This is a genomic window from Rhizobium cerradonense (genome assembly GCF_030182455.1).
Lineage (GTDB): Bacteria > Pseudomonadota > Alphaproteobacteria > Rhizobiales > Rhizobiaceae > Rhizobium.
Genome location: NZ_JAQJCK010000006.1, coordinates 19,959 through 37,680, shown reverse-complemented (window position 1 = coordinate 37,680; position 17,722 = coordinate 19,959). Strand labels below are relative to the sequence as shown.

At 58.6% G+C, this 17,722-nt stretch carries 20 protein-coding genes and 2 pseudogenes; 9 read left to right on the top strand and 13 right to left on the bottom strand.

The window, feature by feature from the left end:
* Positions 1-56: 56 nt before the first annotated feature.
* The 4 genes from mctP to mctS all read right to left on the bottom strand — a co-directional run bounded on the left by mctP (position 57) and on the right by mctS (position 4,017).
* A complete protein-coding gene (mctP, locus tag PH547_RS15440; RefSeq protein WP_285168771.1) occupies positions 57-1,532 on the bottom strand; it encodes a monocarboxylate uptake permease MctP in 1,476 nt (491 codons plus the stop codon).
* Entirely contained in the window at positions 1,522-1,719 is a 198-nt protein-coding gene (locus PH547_RS15435; protein WP_260304815.1) for a DUF3311 domain-containing protein, read from the bottom strand. The genes mctP and PH547_RS15435 overlap by 11 nt, the downstream gene beginning before the upstream one ends.
* A gap of 271 nt (positions 1,720-1,990) precedes the next feature.
* Entirely contained in the window at positions 1,991-2,635 is a 645-nt protein-coding gene (mctR, locus tag PH547_RS15430) for a two-component system response regulator MctR (RefSeq protein ID WP_285168769.1), read from the bottom strand.
* The gene (gene mctS / locus PH547_RS15425) at positions 2,632-4,017 is read right to left on the bottom strand and encodes a two-component system sensor histidine kinase MctS (RefSeq protein WP_285168768.1); all 1,386 of its coding nucleotides are present in this window, start codon (positions 4,015-4,017) and stop codon (positions 2,632-2,634) included. The genes mctR and mctS overlap by 4 nt, the downstream gene beginning before the upstream one ends.
* Positions 4,018-4,578: 561 nt before the next feature.
* Here mctS and PH547_RS15420 point away from each other — a divergent pair.
* Both PH547_RS15420 and PH547_RS15415 read left to right on the top strand, forming a co-directional pair.
* Entirely contained in the window at positions 4,579-4,809 is a 231-nt protein-coding gene (locus PH547_RS15420; protein ID WP_285168767.1) for a DUF1127 domain-containing protein, read from the top strand.
* A gap of 196 nt (positions 4,810-5,005) precedes the next feature.
* On the top strand, positions 5,006-5,395 hold the full coding sequence (locus PH547_RS15415; protein ID WP_283053448.1) for a hypothetical protein: 390 nt from the start codon (positions 5,006-5,008) through the stop codon (positions 5,393-5,395).
* On the opposite strand, the gene PH547_RS15410 is transcribed toward PH547_RS15415, so the two are convergent.
* The 5 genes from PH547_RS15410 to PH547_RS15390 all read right to left on the bottom strand — a co-directional run bounded on the left by PH547_RS15410 (position 5,348) and on the right by PH547_RS15390 (position 8,127).
* On the bottom strand, positions 5,348-5,545 hold the full coding sequence (locus PH547_RS15410; RefSeq protein ID WP_285168906.1) for a YjiS-like domain-containing protein: 198 nt from the start codon (positions 5,543-5,545) through the stop codon (positions 5,348-5,350). The genes PH547_RS15415 and PH547_RS15410 overlap by 48 nt on opposite strands.
* A gap of 503 nt (positions 5,546-6,048) precedes the next feature.
* Positions 6,049-7,206, bottom strand: coding sequence for a site-specific integrase (locus PH547_RS15405; protein WP_285168766.1), 1,158 nt, complete (start codon positions 7,204-7,206; stop codon positions 6,049-6,051).
* Complete coding sequence (locus PH547_RS15400) at positions 7,203-7,451, bottom strand: type II toxin-antitoxin system Phd/YefM family antitoxin (RefSeq protein ID WP_285168765.1); 249 nt, start codon at positions 7,449-7,451, stop codon at positions 7,203-7,205. The genes PH547_RS15405 and PH547_RS15400 overlap by 4 nt, the downstream gene beginning before the upstream one ends.
* A gap of 11 nt (positions 7,452-7,462) precedes the next feature.
* Positions 7,463-7,840 carry a type II toxin-antitoxin system VapC family toxin gene (locus tag PH547_RS15395; protein ID WP_285168764.1) on the bottom strand — a complete coding sequence of 126 codons (378 nt, stop codon included), beginning with the start codon at positions 7,838-7,840 and terminating at the stop codon, positions 7,463-7,465.
* Positions 7,837-8,127: a type II toxin-antitoxin system Phd/YefM family antitoxin gene (locus PH547_RS15390; protein ID WP_283053453.1), complete on the bottom strand. Its 291-nt coding sequence runs from the start codon at positions 8,125-8,127 to the stop codon at positions 7,837-7,839. The genes PH547_RS15395 and PH547_RS15390 overlap by 4 nt, the downstream gene beginning before the upstream one ends.
* Before the next feature lie 168 nt (positions 8,128-8,295).
* Between PH547_RS15390 and PH547_RS15385 the strand changes: the two genes are divergently transcribed.
* From PH547_RS15385 to PH547_RS15365, 5 genes and pseudogenes are all read left to right on the top strand, one after another.
* Positions 8,296-8,427, top strand: coding sequence for a hypothetical protein (locus PH547_RS15385; RefSeq protein WP_285168763.1), 132 nt, complete (start codon positions 8,296-8,298; stop codon positions 8,425-8,427).
* 262 nt (positions 8,428-8,689) lie between these two features.
* Positions 8,690-9,322 (top strand): SDR family NAD(P)-dependent oxidoreductase, encoded by a 633-nt coding sequence (locus PH547_RS15380; protein ID WP_285168762.1) that lies wholly within the window; start codon positions 8,690-8,692, stop codon positions 9,320-9,322.
* Positions 9,323-9,333: 11 nt separating this feature from the next.
* Entirely contained in the window at positions 9,334-9,474 is a 141-nt protein-coding gene (locus PH547_RS15375) for an SDR family oxidoreductase (RefSeq protein WP_285168761.1), read from the top strand.
* A 7-nt stretch (positions 9,475-9,481) separates the two neighbouring features.
* Positions 9,482-11,327, top strand: a pseudogene (locus PH547_RS15370) (glycoside hydrolase family 15 protein).
* A 19-nt stretch (positions 11,328-11,346) separates the two neighbouring features.
* Positions 11,347-11,921 (top strand): annotated as a pseudogene (locus tag PH547_RS15365) (ISNCY family transposase); the annotation flags it as partial.
* A 209-nt stretch (positions 11,922-12,130) separates the two neighbouring features.
* Here the strand turns inward: PH547_RS15365 and PH547_RS15360 are convergent.
* Positions 12,131-12,997 carry an acyltransferase family protein gene (locus PH547_RS15360; RefSeq protein WP_285168760.1) on the bottom strand — a complete coding sequence of 289 codons (867 nt, stop codon included), beginning with the start codon at positions 12,995-12,997 and terminating at the stop codon, positions 12,131-12,133.
* 958 nt (positions 12,998-13,955) lie between these two features.
* Here PH547_RS15360 and copM point away from each other — a divergent pair.
* Together copM and PH547_RS15345 are read left to right on the top strand one after the other, a co-directional pair.
* Positions 13,956-14,387, top strand: a complete 432-nt coding sequence (gene copM, locus PH547_RS15350; RefSeq protein WP_285168759.1) for a CopM family metallochaperone — start codon at positions 13,956-13,958, stop codon at positions 14,385-14,387.
* A gap of 11 nt (positions 14,388-14,398) precedes the next feature.
* On the top strand, positions 14,399-14,731 hold the full coding sequence (locus tag PH547_RS15345; protein WP_285168758.1) for a four-helix bundle copper-binding protein: 333 nt from the start codon (positions 14,399-14,401) through the stop codon (positions 14,729-14,731).
* Positions 14,732-14,958: 227 nt separating this feature from the next.
* Here PH547_RS15345 and PH547_RS15340 read toward each other — a convergent pair whose 3' ends face one another.
* From PH547_RS15340 to PH547_RS15330, 3 genes are read right to left on the bottom strand one after another with little or no spacing between them, the layout of a single operon-like run.
* Positions 14,959-16,107, bottom strand: a complete 1,149-nt coding sequence (locus tag PH547_RS15340; RefSeq protein WP_285168757.1) for an NAD(P)/FAD-dependent oxidoreductase — start codon at positions 16,105-16,107, stop codon at positions 14,959-14,961.
* 3 nt (positions 16,108-16,110) lie between these two features.
* A complete protein-coding gene (locus tag PH547_RS15335; protein ID WP_285168756.1) occupies positions 16,111-16,431 on the bottom strand; it encodes a 2Fe-2S iron-sulfur cluster-binding protein in 321 nt (106 codons plus the stop codon).
* A gap of 27 nt (positions 16,432-16,458) precedes the next feature.
* The gene (locus PH547_RS15330; protein ID WP_285168755.1) at positions 16,459-17,655 is read right to left on the bottom strand and encodes a cytochrome P450; all 1,197 of its coding nucleotides are present in this window, start codon (positions 17,653-17,655) and stop codon (positions 16,459-16,461) included.
* Between the last annotated feature and the right edge of the window lie 67 nt (positions 17,656-17,722).

The following is a 17,722-nucleotide window of genomic DNA, read 5'->3' as shown; positions in this document are numbered from 1 at the left end:
CCCTAGATGGTGTTCATCCAAAGGACCGCATTGTTGCGGTCCTTCGGCTTTTTGCTTCAAGCCCGCGCCGGGGTCCTTGCCGGCACGACGGCGTTGATCACCACCGCTACGGCGATGTTTGCCGCAAGAGCAAGCAGGCCGGTATAGATGGTGAACGGTTCTCCGCCGAGGCTGATCAGGTGCAGCGGCTTCCAGCCGGCATCCCATACGAGGAAGGTGCCGCCGATGAAGCCGACGAACCAGCCAGCAAGCAGGCCCGGCGCACGGAACCAATTGGTGTAGAGGCCGAAGACCAGGGCAGGAAGCGTCTGCAGGATCCAGATGCCGCCCAGCAATTGCAGGTCGAGCGCAAACTGCGTCGGCAGGAAGATGATGACGAGCAGGGCACCCACCTTAACCACGAGCGAGGTCAGTTTGGCGACCTTGGCTTCGCCCGCGCTGCTTACCTCCGGATTGACATAGGCCTTCCAGAAATTGCGAGTGAAAAGGTTTGCCGCGCCAATGCTCATCACCGCCGCCGGAACCAGGGCGCCGATCGCAATCGCCGCGAAGGCGAAGCCGGAGAACCAGCCCGAAAACAGCGTCTTGAAAAGCGCCGGCACGACATCATTGGGGCTTTCGAGCTTCAGGCCAGCGGCATGGCCCATATAGCCGAGCAGGGCAAGAAGACCCAGCAGCAGCGTATAGGCTGGCAGCAGGACGGCATTCTTGCGGATCGTCTTGCCGCTGTTCGAGGCGAAGATGCCCGTCAAAGTATGCGGATACATGAAGGCCGCGAGCGCCGAGCCCAAGGCGAGCGTCGCATAGGCGACATACTGGTTGCCGCCAAGGAGTAGATTGCCGGATCCCTTGGCCTGGAATGCGGCATCGGCTGCGGCGAACACATTGGCATAGCCGCCGAGTTTTGAGGGAATGAGTGCCACAGCAGTGATCACCACGATGTAGATCATGATGTCCTTGACGAAGGCGATCAAAGCCGGAGCGCGCAGACCCGCCGAATAGGTGTAGAGCGCCAGCACAATAAAGGCGATCGCCAATGGCAGTTCGCCATGCAGGCCGAGGGCCTTCAGGACCGTGGTCATGCCGACGAGCTGCAGCGCGATATAGGGCATGGTGGCGATGACGCCGGTCGCCGCCACGGCGAGTTCGAGTGGGCGCGAACCATATTGGCCATGCACGACGTCACCGGCGGTCACGTAGCCGAAATCCCTTGCCCGTTTCCAGAGAACAGGCATCACCATGAAGACGAAGGGATAGACGACGATCGTATAGGGCAGAGCAAAGAAGCCATAAGCGCCGACCGTGTAGACCAATGCCGGGACGGCAATCACCGTATAGGCCGTATAGAAATCGCCACCAACCAGGAACCAGGTGATCCAGGTGCCGAAGCTGCGGCCGCCGAGGCCCCATTCGTCGATATGGGCAAGCGTGGCTGGTTTGCGCCAGCGGGACGCGACGAAGCCCAAGATTGTTACGAGCGCGAAAAAGAAGAGGAAGACGGCGAGCGCCGTGCTGTCGATCTCAGTCGTCATGGCGCGTGCTCCGATAGGCGATAAAGGTCAGCGCCGCGGTAATCGGCACCCAGAGAAGCTGGTACCAATAGAAGAAGGGAAAACCGAACAAGGCCGGCTCGCGCATGTTATAGAGGGATGGCCAGAGCAGGCCGATGTAGGGAATGACGAGCAGCCAAAGCGCTGCCTTGCTCCGTGATTTTTCCATGTCAGATACCTTCCGGGCGCCACACGTGGCGGCAAGTTGCGGTTGTCAGCGTGGAAGGCGAGCCTGTCAGTCGCCAGCCGAGGCCAGCTTGGCTCGTGCCGTTGCAACAGGTTCCCCGGTTGAACGGCAGCAGACGCAATGCATTTGAATTCCTCCCAACGGCTCGCCCTGAAGCCAGCCGCAGTAAAGTCCTATGGTGACGATTTTCGTCAGACAAGATGGCTACGGAGTGAAATGGTCGGGCCTACCCAGAAGTGGGTAGAACGCCGATTCATCGCGTTTTGACGCTGATGCCGTGATCGAGCGCATAGCGGATGAGGCCTGCGGTCGTTGCAATGTTGAGCTTCTTCTTGACGTTCTTGCGGTGCGTCTCGGCCGTGGCGGGCGTAATACCGAGGGCTTCGGCCATCTCCTTGTTGCTCCTTCCGGAAACAATGAGGCCGAGGATGTCGCGCTCGCGCGGTGTCAGGGAATCCGTGTCGTTTCCGCTCTTCCGCTCCATCAGCACGTCGACGACACCGGACGAGAAGTATGTTCCACCCTCAGCCACCGTCTCGATGGCCAAAACGATTTCGTCGGTCGAGACATCCTTAAGAACATAGCCGGCGGCACCGCGCATCACGGAGGAGGAGATGTATTCCCGGCTGTCATGCATGGAGAGCATGACGACGCGCGCCTCGGGCAATTCGTTTCGAAAGAGCTCGATAGCGTCGATCCCATTTAGCTTCGGCATGTTGATATCCATCAGCACGACCTCGGGCCGCGTGTCGCGGCCGATGTCCAGGCCGGACTGTGCCAGCCCTGCCGCTCCTACGACCTCTATATGATCGTAGGTTTCGAGCACGGCTTTCAGCCCATCGATCACCAGCGGGTGGTTGTCAATCAGCAGTACCTTGATTTTGGGACGCGCTGTCATGCGGCTTTGACCTGATCGCGGGGTTGCGTATTGGCTGATTTCGGCATCATCGCTGTCAATGTCGTGCCAGCGGCCGTGCTGTCGATCAGAAGCAGGCCGCGGAAATGCGCCATTCGCTCCTGCATGTTGCGAAGACCTAGACCGTGGCCGCCGACGCCTGCCGTTTTGGCGTCGCCAAAGCCCGTACCGTTGTCGGAGATGGTCATGCGCGCCCGCCCGCCGTCGCTCCAAAGTTTTACCGCGAGGCGGCTCGCACCGGAATGCCGCTCGACGTTGTTGAATGCCTCCTGAGCAACGCGATAGAGAGCCGTGCTGGCCTCGGGTTTTAGCCGATCGACGAAACCGGTCGCTTCGATTTCGGTCGTGATCCCGCTCCGCTCCTCGAAGTTATGGCACAAAGCCTCGAGCGCTGCGGTGAGACCCATGTCGTCGAGCACACGCGGGCGCAGATCGTGGGACAGCCGCCGGATCTCCTTGATCGCGCCATTCAGCGCCTCCACGCCGCGCTCGATAGTGCGCGCCGCATCGTTGACGTCGGTCCTGACTTTGCGGCCGGCAAGATCCATGGCGTAGCGGACGCCGAGTAGATTTTGCGAAATGCCGTCATGCAGTTCTCGGGCAAGCCGGGCGCGTTCTTCCTCCTGCGTGTCGATCACCCGCTGGGTCAGTGCCTTGAGCCTGCCGTCGGCCATGCGCCGCTCGTGAAAAGTAAGCAGCATGCAGGTCGTGAAGACGACGATAACAGCGGGAACGGCAATCAGCGCCACGATCACAAAGGTGCTTTTGATACTGGCGCGCATGCTCGCATTTGCCGCCGCCGTCTGCGCGTAAACGTCGTCGAGATAGACGCCAGTTCCGACGACCCAGCGCCACTTGTCGAGCCCGACGACGAAGGACAGCTTGTCGGCCACCTGGCCGCTGGATGGCTTTTGCCACTTGTATTGGTGCAGGCCGCCGCCCGCCTTTGCAGTCGCGATCAGCTCGGCGATGACCTTGTCGCCGTTGGGATCAGTCAGATCGAGCCAATTGCGGCCATGCCGGAAGATTTGGCGCGGATGGACGATATTGTTGCCGTCATAGTCATAGACAAAGAAATATCCGTCCTTGCCGTAGTCGAGCGAAGTCAGGATCGCCGCTACCTTTTCCTTGGCCGCCTGATCGTCCGCGGCCGCATCTCCGTAGGTCGCCTGGATCGCCGAAAGGGCAAGATTGGTCAGGTTGAGGATTTCGGTTTCCTTGGCTTTCAGCATGTTCTGCTCGAATGTCGCGATATTGACTTGGGTAAGGCTCGCCGACTGCCAAGTGATGAAACTCGTGATCGCCAGGATCGCGACTACGAGCGGAATGATCGCAAGCGCAATGATCTGATGTCTAAGCGACAAGAGAGGTCCTCCCCAAGGTTTCCCGGCCAATTTCGTCCGCGTCTCTCCCCTTCACGGACCGCCGAAACATTTTTCACTAAAGCGGCAAGGGCAATGCGCGGTCAAGTGTGACGCCTGTCAAACGGGGTGACATGTCACTCCATGAACGGCCAAATGATGCAAGCAGAGACGCGAGCGGTGTCGGAATAGTGTTGCATTTCCGCAACGAATTTAGCTCCATTTCCTGCAATGTGAAATTGCATGCTTGCCGATTGACCGATCTCGTGTACCATACGCGCATCCGCAATCAAATCAGAGGAGGCGTGAAATGAAATCAATTGTCATGTTTAGACGCTTCTCTGGCGGAATGGCCGTGGTGGTGTCGATGCGCTGCGCTTCGAGCCCAAGCCGACATTGGCACCTGGCTTTCTAAGCCCTCGGATTCTCTGCCGTTTAGCATTTTCCCTGTTATCTTGACGTGACCGGCTACCGGAACGAACGTTCGTATTTTCGCGTCCGTTATCCGCGCGTCTTTTGACCTTCGAAAGGACCTGGTTGCGTCGTTGCGCCGGGAAAGACACTATGCGCGAAGCACAATCTTTGGTTGCTGATACCCTTTCGGCAACGGTTAATGAACTCTGCCTGAAATTCGGCGCTCGGAAGACCGCGTTTGCGTTGCTTCTCGCCGTCTGGCGGCGCCATCAAGAGGCAAACCAAACCTCTCATCTGTCCAATCGCATGCGCCAGGATATCGGCCTTCCGGACGGTGAGGATGTGTCCAAACTTCCGGTTTGGAATTTCAAGGCTTGGTGAGCGGCCGGAATGACAGGCAAGGAACAAGGGGGTGTCAGAGACGCTCTCGCTCCGACCCGTTCGGGCCGGTTTGGAACCGTCGCTATATTGGCATGGCGCGCTCGCGATTGGGGGCGCCATGTAGCTCTGCTGCAAAATTTTTGGAGGGATAAAATTAGATTTGGCCCGTTTTTCGCGGGGTGTGTACAGATAATGAATGCGTGAGAAAACGAGCCTTTGCCAAGGTGTTTTATCATCAAAATGGGCAGCCATAAAGCGTGAGTTTTGGATCAAAGATAGGCAACGACCGATCGCGACAGCCAAATACGCATCAGCGGGCTTCCTTGGCGGAAATTGCGCAAAATTGGCCATTTTGGAAGGGATCGCCCGGCCGATCGTTTTGGGCTGGCTTTGGCTCGAGAAGGTCGATCATTCAGATCCATATGATATGCGACAAGCGGGGTCTTCGCGACTGCTCGGCCAGAGCAGTCGCTTCAGCAAGAATTTCCGGGCAGAACTGACTGTCGAGAGATGGCTCGGCACTCGTTACAAAGTCCCTTTAGCCGAAACGGCGCATGTGCAGGACCAAGCTGATTTGCTCCCCTAATACATCCTGCCTTTCAGGTAAGCCGATGTCCCGCAGCTCGCGATTTGACAGCTGCAGGAGGGTTCTGCGGGTCTCATAATTCCGCCAGGCTGCCAGGAATAGAGCTGTCGCCGTTCTCCAAACACCAAATTTCCGGCATAGATCATCCATGGCCGGGTCAAGGGCGTCGGCAACCAATAATTGGGACTTGGTCATCGCTTATCCCGGTACCGCTCCGGCGGCCGGCTCCTTTCGAAAGTTGATGTGATTGATGACGGGACGAATGCGAATATGCAGACGGCCGCTCGATCAACCAGATACATTAGTTTTGTTGAGAATGCCCAAAAGGCAGCGAAAAAAGGCCTCTAGAGCTGCCAATTCCGTTGACGCAGCGGTCGCACGCAAACACGGATGCGAGGAGAAGCCGTCACAGACGCTCCGCGGAAGGAGCACAAAAACATGGTAGCAACTTGCATTTATGCCTCCCTCAATTTGATTTGCGGATGATGACAATCATACGCAAGAACGACACATTCGCAAGTATGCAATTACGCATTGTAGGCGGAAGACGAAGTTTGTGGCAACCGTGCTACAGCGTCGCAACCAACAGCTTGCTTGCTTTCCGTCAAAAGATTGAGTGAGCTCTGCCTAATTCTATTCGGCTTAGCCAAGGGTTAAGTCAGGATCCGCGCCGCCCGGCCATTCTTGCGCTCGGCGTTGTTGTAGTAGCTCGCGGCCTGCGTTATCGACTTATGCAGAGACTGCTGCATGGCCTCCGGCAGGGGAATGTCGCGGTTGGCCGCCTCGGTCAGGTAACCCGATCGCAGCCCATGCGCCGAAAACATTTCCCGATCCAGGCCCGCCTGTCCGCAGCGTGTTTTAAGGATCAGATTGACGGATTGCGGCGTCAACGCCCGCCGGTCGACATTGCCCCATTGGTCGATGCGCCGGAAGAGTGGTCCGCTCTCGATCCTGGCGACCTCAATCCAATGCTTCAGCGCCTCGACCGGCCGGCCGATCAAAAGAACATGGGCCGTGTCGTCGACGCTTGTCGTTTTGGTGCGGCCGAGGGTGATGGTGAGGCAGGGCAGCAGAGGGGAGGCGGCATTTTTCGGATCGGCATGCACCGGCTCCTCGTCGATGAGGTCCTCAACGCGCAGGGTCGCAACCTCGGAGCGTCGGCGGCCGCCGGAGGCAAACGCCGTCAACAACAAGGCTCGATCGCGAAGATCAACCAGGCGCTCGCCGGCGCACGTAGCGAGCAGCTTTGCCAGCACATCGCCGGTCACCGCTATTTTGCTTTTGCGCTGTCGTGGCCGGCCACTCGCTTTGATCGCGAGCCGCAAGGCCGTCTTCAGCGATGGCGCCGAAAATTCTCCGGTCAGCCCGCGCCAGCGCGTCAGGATCGACCAGGAGGTCAGGCGACGCCGCACGGTATCGGGGGCATGCGGACCGTTCACGCGCAACAGCCCTTGGGCGCGCAACCCAGCCTCGACCTTAGCCGGCATGCCGTGGCTCGGATCCGCGGCGCGTTCGGCCGGATCCCACAGATGGTGGGCGACGAATTTTAGCAGGAGGCTTTCCGGCGCCGGCCAGGGCAGGGGAGAGCCGGTCGCGAGGGCGGCCCAGGCCTCGAGATAACCAAGATCGGAGGTGAGCGCCCTGATCGTGTTGTCGCCCATACCCTCTTTGGCCAGATGTTTTAATGTGGCAACGTCTTCGTCGGTGAGCAGTGCTGCCAGTTGGTCGCGCCGATCGAATCGAAGAATGGCATCGAGAGAGTCGAGTTCCTCAGCACGCCTTTCGATCGAAGTTGGCGACGCGCCGCTCATTTCGACCGTCCGTTTTCGTCATAGAATTCATCGTGGTTCGAGGTCTGATCACCGTTCGTCGAGCGGCCTTCGGCTGCCAATGCCAAAAACGCATCCATCGTGCCCTCGCCCGGCTTCGCCATCGCCGTAAGAACGGCGATAGGCTGCCCGGCTCGGCAGATGAAGACCTCGTCATGACGCAGGGCAAGATCCATCAGCTCTTCAAATCGTTCGGCTGCTTCCGGAATATTCGCAAAAATCTTCATCGCGATTGCCCTCACCAAACCCGCTCATGCAAAATCGCGTCAAACACCAAATCGGTCGACATGAGCGCGCAATGTTCCAGCCGCGTCTGAGCGGCGAGGATGCGGTCCCAAGGATCGCGATGGTCCCAGTCGAAGCTTGCCGCCAGTTCGGCGTGCAGATCGGAGATGGCGAGCGTCTGCAGGCCGCTGGCGGCAACGGCGGCGCGCAATTCCTGCGGCTTGAGGTCGAGCTTCTTCAGCCGGATCTTGTTGTCGAGTTCATAGAAGGACACGGCGCTGACGAGGACGGTGTTCATCTTGTCCTCGATCAGCGATCGCGCCTTTATGGAAAGGCGGTCGCTGCCGATCGTCCACCAATAGACGGCGTGGCTATCGAGCAGAACTTTCATGCCTTGGGCCCGCGATCGGCCCGGCTGCCCCGCCAGACACCGGTATCGTCGTTAAAGTCGCCGGCGTCGATGGCCGCCTGTTCAGCATCGACATCGTCGAACAGATCGTCGGTTAAGCCACGCTGGCGTAAGAGGCCGAACGGCCGCTTGCCGCCGTCGGCCGGACCGATTCGCGCGTAGACTTCATTGCCGCGCATGATGACGATTTCCTCACCCTGGTTGGCGCGTTCGAGCACCTCGGCGAAATGTTTGCGCGCTTCGCTGATCTTGTAGCTAGTCTGGGGCATTGTGCACTCCGATACTCTCTTGTGACGCCATGGTAGCACCGCAAACGCTTGCGTACAAGCCGCATGTACTCTTAACTATCGATACTTGATCCATCTTGGCCATGTTGGAGCAGATGGGCTTGGTAAGGTCGAGCTCAACGGGCTGCCTGTCTTTCCGTGGAGTAACCAGTGACATATCGAGAGGAGAAGCGGGCACAGATGGCAGCCCTTTCGGGAAACAACGGGCAAAGAACCATGGCCGAAGCCGAGATGACAACCCCGAAGTCGGATCGCTCGACGAATGCCTTGTTGGCGCTGTGACTGGCCCCACGTCATCATGATGGACGACGCGATGCTTCACTGGAACTGTCTCGACCTTTGTTTGATGGTCAGGGCCCGTGGGCGAATGTCCTCATTTTTAACTCCTCTGGTGCCATCAACATGACATCAACCCTGAGTCCTTTCGGATCGGATTCTTCGCCTCTGCACGACAACAATTCGCTTGGCAGGAACAACGCGGCTCCCTTCGGCGTTATTTATTTTTGCGCCTGGAGCACCGTTTCATAAATTTGCGGGCATCACGATGGACCTCCGACTGACGAACAAACGTGTCCTCGTGACGGGAGGCAACTCTGGTCTCGGAGCCGCGATCTCGAGGGCCTTCGCCTCCGAGGGTGCGCGGGTTGCCATCAACTACCTGGTAAACCCGAACGAAACTGAAAGGCTCGTTAAGGCCATCACCGATGTCGGTGGCCAGGCTGTTGGGCTGATGGCTGACATCAGCGACCCCAAAGCTGTCGAGACGATGTTCGGTGAAATGGACATTGCCTGGGGCGGCATCGACATACTGGTCAACAACGGCGGTATCGACGGCGAACGTGCGCTCGGTTGGGACGCCGATGGCGACGCCTGGAGCAAGGTCATCGACGTTAACCTGAAGGGAACGTATCTCTGTGCGCACCAAGCACTCAAACGCATGGTGGCCCAGAGGTCAGGCGTTGTACTTAATACCACCAGCGTTCACGAGGTGATCGCCTGGACCGGTTACAGCGCCTACGCGGCAAACAAGGCGGGCTTATCGATGATGTCCAAAACGCTCGCGCAGGAGGCGGCGCCGCATGGCGTTCGCGTGCTTTGCGTCGCGCCAGGAGCGATCCGCACTCCGATCAATCAGGCAGTCTGGCGGGGTGTCGAGGGCTATATAGGGATTTTTTGACGAAGATTCCATTGCGCCGGATAGGCGAACCCGAGGATGTGGCGAACATTGCCATCATGTTGGCGTCGGATGCCGCCAGCTACATCACCGCGACGACGGTCTTTGTCGATGGAGGCATGACCGACTACCCCTCCTTTGCGCATGGGGGGTGACAGGGACATGGCACGACGCATCGAAGACTACGGATTGATCGGCAATATGCTGTCCGCAGCGCTCGTGGGTAAGGATGGTTCCATTGACTGGCTGTGCCTGCCGCGGTTCGATTCACCCGCCTGCTTTGCAGCGCTGGTCGGCACCCCGGACAACGGCCGCTGGAAGATCGCGCCAGTCGGCAAAGCGGAGACGAGCTGGCGCTACCTTCCGGATACCGCCATTATAGAAACCCGGTTCGAGACGGCGACCGGCGTCGTTACGCTGACCGATTTCATGCCTATCAACGAAGGCGATCAGCACGTCGATTTGATCCGCATCGTGACGGGCGTGTCGGGCACCGTCGAAATGGACATGGAGCTCGTGCTGAGGTTCGAAAACGGCCAGGCGGTGCCTTGGGTGCGGCGGAAGGATTATGGTCTCAGCGCGATCGCCGGCCCCAACGCCGTCGAGTTGCACGCTGAACTGGACTTGAAAGGCCGCAACATGAAGACATGCGCGCGCTTCTCCGTAGCAGCCGGCAACAGCGTGCCGATGACGATGTCGTACCATCCTTCGAACGAGCAGCCGCACTTCGTCCGCGATCGGTCGGAGGAGCTCGATCGAGCGACGATCTGGTGGCGTGAATGGGTAAAGCACGGCAGCTTTGAAGACATGCCCGACCATTGACGCAAGCCGGTGGTCCGCTCGCTGATCACTCTCAAGATGCTGATCTATGCGCCGACGGGCGGGATAGTCGCAGCGCCGACAACCTCGCTTCCAGAGAAGATCGGGGGGTACCCGCAATTGGGATTATCGCTATTGCTGGCAACGCGATCCAGCGCTGACGCTTTATGCGTTGCTGAATTCTGGTTATCGCCAGGAGGCGGCGGAGTGGAGGCAATGGCTGCTGCGGGCCGTTGCGGGCGCTCCTGACCAACTCCAGATCATGTACGGAATAGCGGGAGAGCGGTGGCTTCCCGAGTTCGAGGTGCCATGGCTGCAAGGATATGAGGGAAGCCTTCCGGTCAGGATCGGCAACGATGCTGCTGGTCAGGTACAAATCGACGTCTATGGGGAACTGATCGACACCCTCAACGCCGCGCGCGATGCCGAGCTTCAGCCGCAGGAGGAGGCCTGGCGGCTGCAAAAGGTGCTGCTTGCTCACCTGGTGACTGCGTGGCAAACGCCGGATCGCGGAATTTGGGAAGTGCGGGGGCCGGCGCGGGCGTTCACCCACTCGCGCATGATGGCCTGGGTGGCATTCGACCGAGCCGTGATCTGCACCGAGCGCTACGGTCTTGAAGGTCCTGGAGCAAAGTGGCGTGAGGTGCGCCGACAAATTCATGACGAAATTTGCACCAACGGCTTCAACGAGAAAAAGAACAGCTTCGTCCAGTACTACGGCGGCGATACGCTGGATGCGAGCCTTCTGCTGATGCCACAGGTCGGATTTCTACCCCCCGGCGACCCCCGCGTTGCTGGTACGATAGCTGCGGTGGAGCGGGAGCTCATGAAGGGCGGGCTCGTCATGCGCTACTCGACGAACGAGACCGACGATGGTGTCGGCGGCCGGGAAGGAGTATTCCTGGCGTGCAGCTTCTGGCTGGCCGATGCCTATGTGCTAACTGGTCGCCGGCAGGACGCACAAAGGTTGTTCGATCACCTGCTCGGCCTTCGTAACGATTTAGGCTTGCTCTCGGAGGAGTTCGATACCGTTGGCCGGCGTCTGCTCGGCAACTTCCCTCAAGCCTTCTCGCACATTGGCCTTATCAATACGGCGCATAACCTCGTCAGTGCAGGGGGACCGGCGCGGCAGCGCGCGGAAAAAACCGCGCCGAACAAGCCGCAAAAGGTTTCCCGAAACGCGTTGTAGCCGCGCCGATGCTCATCTGCTGCTGGTTCGCGAGCAGACGCTATTGAGCAGTGTGGTCACAGAATTGCGCAAGCAACTGCCGTTCGCGCTTCTTGGCCTGGATACGGACAACGACACCGTCTTCATGAACGAGACGCTGAAGGCTTACTTTGACGCCGCCATCGTCGGTTCAAGGGCTAGAGGCCGCCACGCTGCTAGCTAGCTAGGCTCTACCCGCCCGCCACGCCGCATCAGCGTCTGATTGCCGACGCTCGCACGTCCGATGTAGCTTGCTCCCGTCTGCAGGAAATCTACGCCGAGCTCGATCCTGTCTTGCCGTTGCGCGAGATTCGCGCCCTGCAGGAGCGACTCGCTGCGCTTGCCGACACTCCGCCGGCCATGCGCACTGTCGGGGTAGCTCAGCCGATCGACCTTTTCCTGGTTAGTTTGCGGACTGCCTGGAAAGATGGAGCTGCCCGGCCAACGGATCGCCCGATTGTAAAAGCCAAAAGAGGACGGCGGCGTCCTGACCCTCTCGTCAAGGCGACTGCCGACTTGCGAAATTGGTTCGAAGCCGAACCATGGCGAACCGGCAGTGAACTTCTGTCACGTCTGTAGGCCGAGTATCGCCGCCAGCCTCGTAAGGAAGTTCGCCTATGAGAACGCCGTCAGGAAGCTCTGGCCGCATGGCCTATGCCCTGTTAGAAATGATGAAGCCGTCGTGATCGCTGCCATCGTCCCCATTGTCCTGGTCATCATTCTCGTCTCCGTCAGTATATGGAGGGTCGACCGACGTAGCACGCCGTAGCCGCTGAACAAGAGGATCAAGGTCGGGGTGGGTTGGCGACGGCATCCTCGTGGTCTTGATGCTGTTCATGCAGATGCTTGGCTCGGTGGGACATTAGGTGGGCTAGATATCCCGAAACCGCGACCAGCAGGACCACGATAGCTATTGCCGGCAGGGGGCCGGCAAGGTCATATCTGCCCAGTATCAACTGCAACGGGGACAGCAGCGGGTAATGGATAACGTAGAGAGGGTAAGACATATCGCCGAGGAATTTGGCCGGGCGGCGGAGCGCCGCCGGAAGTTCGCATGGGCGGACGTTCCAGCGCCACAGCAGCCAGCCGAGTGGGAACGCAAAGCCGAGACGCGCGAGCCCGAGCGGGAATTCCGCCCATGTCGATCCGACATTTCGGATGCCGCCATGAGTCACGAGCACGCAAGCCGAGACGGCTATCACCAGCACCAGGGTCGAGCTTCGGACGCGGATGGCGGTGGCGAAGCAGAAATAGGCGATCAACTCAAAGAACAGGCTCCAAGCCGGAACATTCGCTGGGAAGAAGTCGCCAGTGACCGGCGCTGGTAAAATCGCTACGTTGAACAGAATCCACGGCGAAGGCCAGTCGGCGCCGGCACTTACCTTGGCGGCGATGACAATCGTTCCGAGGCCGAGGCCGATCAGGTAGGTAGGGTAGAGGCGTTCCAGACGCAGGGTATAAAACTGCCCCACTGTCATCCCGGACCTCAGGTCCCGCTCATAGGTCATCGCCATGACGAAACCCGAGAGCGCGAAAAAGACATCGACTGCCAGATATCCATACGGTGCTATGTGCCAGACCAACCCCATGTGGAAAAGCAAGACGGAGATTGCCCCGATGCCACGGATGGCATCTAGTGTATAGTATCGCATCTGATTATCCCCCAGATGGATCAGTACAACGGACGCAACTACTGAAAAGAACACGGCGGCGGCAACGGCAACCTCGGTGTTTCCGATGGGTTCGAACCGTCCGCGAAATGGGCACCGGCCTCGCGAAGTTTAGCGGTTCTTCCCCTGCGCCAAGTGGGCGGGTGCAGCAATGGGCTGTGTGGGGGCAACCCAGCCGATACACGCAGTCATAGCGATGAACTTGACCAAACACATTTGGCGCATTCATCACCCCAGATCACGGCAGAAGTCATGCCATGCGATCTTTCCGCGGCCATGATTTGACGCCAAACAGAGCAAATGGCAATTGCATCTTTAGGACATAGCATGGAGCCAGTTCATCCTTTTGGTGGAGCTGTGACCGCTTTTTCCTGCCCGACTGGCACAGATAGACAGCTATTCTTGCAAGTCTTCAAGTGCTCGCGTGGATGCGCCAGCGGATGTCGAATGCGGCGGAATACGGGCCGAGCTTGGGGCTGCTTGCACGCCCCTCGGTCCGAATGACTTATTTATCGCCGCCCATGCATGTGCAGTCGGCGCCGTTTTGGCGACCGCTAATATAGCTGAGTTTAAAGCATATCAATGGCTTGGAGGTCGAAACTGCTTGAACTGAAAACTTACCATAACAAGCTCTCCAAAAAATAAACTATTATAAACCTCAGAGGCTTCGTGACTCAGATGAGTCGTGCGTTCGGTCCCCATCAAGGCGGCAGTCGGCCGGCTGGCGGTCGTCAACCGATGAGACACGCAGGTATCCGATGACCAATCCCGGCTCTTCGCCGATCAACGCCTAAACGGCCGCCACTACCGGAACCGCAACGGCATGAAGTGGCGCCCTCCCTCAATCGGCCGCTGCTGTTGATCCGCGCGATCGATCCGCCGCCCCGAAATTCTGCTGCTTGAGACCAAATCATCCTCAATCAGTTATCGGAGCACGATCATGAATACGCTCACTATCTTTATCGCTTCCGCGGTTGCCTCCGCAACCTTGGCAATCCTTTCGCCGGGCGCTTCCGCTCAGTCGACGATGACTTATCCGGAAAAATGCAAGTCCCAAGGAATGGACTTGTCGAAGATGAACATGCCGTCGGAGAGCATGCCGATGGGCGACATGACCGATTACCAGAAGGCGTCGATCGAAGGCATGAAAAACATGCACATGAACATGATGCAGGGAATGATGAAGAATGACGCCGACGTTTCCTTCGTCTGCGGCATGATCGCCCACCACATGGGCGCGATCAGCATGTCGGAGGTTGAGCTCAAGTACGGCGACAACGACGAGGCCAAGCAGATGGCCCAGAAGATCATCGAAGCCCAGAAAAAGGAGATCGAGGAGATGTCCAAGTGGGTCGACAAGGAAGCCAAATAGGAGATTTCGCCATGCATCACATGTCGACTGAGATGAAGGCCTGCATCGACAACTGCCTGGCCTGCTACAGTGAATGCCTGTCGGTGGCGATGGGGCATTGCCTGGAACTCGGAGGGGAGCACACGAAGCCCCCGCACTTCAAGCTGATGATGGCCTGCGCGGAGATCTGCCGGACCTCCGCACATTTCATGCTGATCGGCTCGGAGCACCACAAGCATGTCTGCCGCGAATGCGCCGAAATCTGCGCGCAATGCGCCGACGACTGTAAACGGATCGGCGACATGCAGAGCTGCGTCGACGCCTGCCGCCGTTGCGCCGATAGCTGCCGCAAGATGGCTTTGTGATCGGTCATCTCAGCCATATTGCGGCGAATGGATTGAAGGTGCAGAAAACCGCAATCTATCTGATCGGTGTCTATGCGTCTGGATTCGCCTACGACGTGCCACGGGCGGCCGCGAAGTTATGGACCAGGTCAAGACGAGTTTACGTCATTCTCCAAATGAACCTCTGGAAGGCGCTCCTGCACCGTACGTCAGAGGCGTCCGCTGGAGCACTAATGGAGTTTTTTTGATCAAAAACCGAGTTCGCGCTTCGCCATCATAAAGCCGCGCGCATCGTTGATGCAGTCAACGGCAATCAGCGCGTTTTCCTTGAAGTAAGAAACCTTCAGTCCGCCTTCGTGGGCGCTTGCCCCTATCTCCGCGCGATCATAACCGCGGTTGAAGCCCGCGATCTGCAGTTTCGTCTGGTATTGATCCGACCAGAACCAGGGACGCGGACGATAGGGTTTTGCCTCACCGAAAATATTCCGCGCCACGTGCTCCGCCTGATCGATTGCGTGGGGCACGGATTCGATACGGACCATTTCGCCGTTATGGATAAAGGAGGCGCAGTCTCCGGCTGCCCAAATCAGGGGATCGGTTGTGCAGCCAAATTCATCAACGACAATCCCGCCGTCAACTTTCAGGCCGGCCGCTTCTGCTAGATCGGTGTTCGGGCGCACGCCGATACCGGCCACGACCCCATCGATGATAAAGGAAGATCCATTGTCGAGAACAGCCTTGATCGCTGCACCTTCCGACTTCAGGTCACGAAGACCGACGCCTTCGCGAATATCGACGCCTTCAGAGCTGTGGAGCGCTCTGAAATAGTCTGCCGTTGGTTCGGCAGCGACCCGGCTTAGGATACGCGGCGCCATTTCCACAAGCATGACTCTGGCACCGGCCTGTCGCGCGGCGGCAGCCACTTCGAGGCCGATATAGCCACCGCCGACCACCAACAGTCGGGCGCCCGGCTTCATGATCGTGCCAAGACGATCTGCATCCGTCTTGTTGCGTAGATAAAAAATGTTGGCGACACCGGCGCTGATCCGGGCCGGCAGGCGGACCGGATCAGCGCCGGTCGCCAGAATAACCCTATCGTAAGGGACGCGGACGTTGACAGTGATGACCTGCCGGCCGACGCGATCGATTTTCAGAACCGGTTCGTCGTGGAGGATCTTGATGTTATGCTCTGCGAAAAAGGCTTCATTGCGAAACGAAAGACGGTCGGCTTCAAGCTTCCCAAGCAGATAGGCCTTACTGAGAGGTGGCCGCTGATAGGGCATGATGCCCTCGTTGCCGAAAATCGTGATCGAGCCTTTGAACCCGAGCTGACGAAGCTTCGCTGCTGCGGCGAAACCCGCTTGCCCAGCACCGACAATCACTACCCGCTCCGCCATGGTTTACATCTCCGACGCAACGCGGACGACCGCGCCATTGAGACGCCCGTCAATCCGGATCTGGCAACTCAGCCGGCTGCCCGGCTCCCGCGGTGCGTTCGTGAAGTCAAGCATGTCGTTCTCATGATCGCTGATCGGATCGAGGCTGTCGATCAGGGTATCGTCGACGATCACGTGGCACGTGCCGCAGGCGGCCGCGCCATTGCATTCCGCAATGATGCCCGGCACCGAATTCTGCAGAGCTACTTCCATGAGACTGAGGCCCTCGCTGGCCGTGCAGGCTTTTTGCCCTCCGTTAGGAAGAATGAATGTGATCTCGGTCATTTTTGTTCTCCTCCGATGATTTTGGCTTCACGCGTCCCAGATCACCGACAAATTAACCGGGCCGCGGAAGACCCAACCCTGAATTCGAGATGCTTCGGTGTCCTTCAGGCGCAAATTCTTCAACCGCTCGAAAAGGCGCGGCACGACGAGGCGACCGACCAAATGGCGGGCGACCCAAGTGCCGGCGCAGAAATGCGCCCCCGCTCCGAAGGCGAGGTGGGATTTCTTTTCGCGAAAGACGTCGAAACGATCGGGATCGGTGAAACGACTATCGTCGCGGTTAGCAGCGCCAACGCACAGTCCCACCTGATCGCCGGCGCGCAATTGGACACCGGAAAAAACGACGTCGCGTGTAACCCGGCGGGGATACATGCCGATCGGCGAAATCCAGCGGACGGACTCCTCGAAAGCCGTCGGCCATAGGTTCGGGTCGGACTTGATTCTTTCCAACTGATCGGGGTTTTCGAGCAGGCCAAGCACCATGGTCAGTATGGAGTCGCGCGGCTCGTTGAGTCCGCCGCCGACCGCCACCTTTATATTGGCATAAATCTGCTCGATCGTGTGCGGGTCTTCCGCATGGATCATCGAGGAGAGGGCCGATGTGTTCGGATTTTGACGATGATGCGGCAGGGCGCGGTTAATGGCATCCTCGACACCTTTCGCCGCTTCCGCCGCCTTGCGTGCAATCTCCGGATCGCCGGAATAGTTGCCGGCGCCGTCGATCAGCGACTGTGACCAAAGCGCCATTGTCTGCCAATCAACGCCGAAAAATCCCAGTACCTCGGCAAGTGCACGCCCGGCCATAGGCGCAGCCAGCGCATTGAAGAGGTCTGCCTCGCCGTCCTTTTCGAAATCGGACACGATCTCGTCGAAGATGATTTCGAACTTCGGACCCCAACAGGATTTGACCGCGCCGGGGCGCAGCGCCGGCTCCACCGCCTTGCGCTCGCGGGCATGGGCTTCGCCATCCTTGCGCATCATAGTGTGGCCCATAACCTTGTTGACCAGCGACTGTGGATTTTCGGACGAAAAAAGTTCCGGATCGCGCTCCATCGCCATAATGTCCTCATAGCGGGTGGCAACGAGGATATTCGCTGCCTCGATGCGGACCACCGCAGCCATGTCGCGCGCGCGTTTGAATGTGGGGTAAGGATCAGTCAGAAGTTCAGCGAAGGTCACATCGGAAATGACCGGCGGGGCAACAGATGTCTCTACGACCGACATTGCTTCTCCTCCCATCTTGCCCTCCCAAGCAAATTGATACCCGTTGACGCTAGGCGGTAGCTTTCAT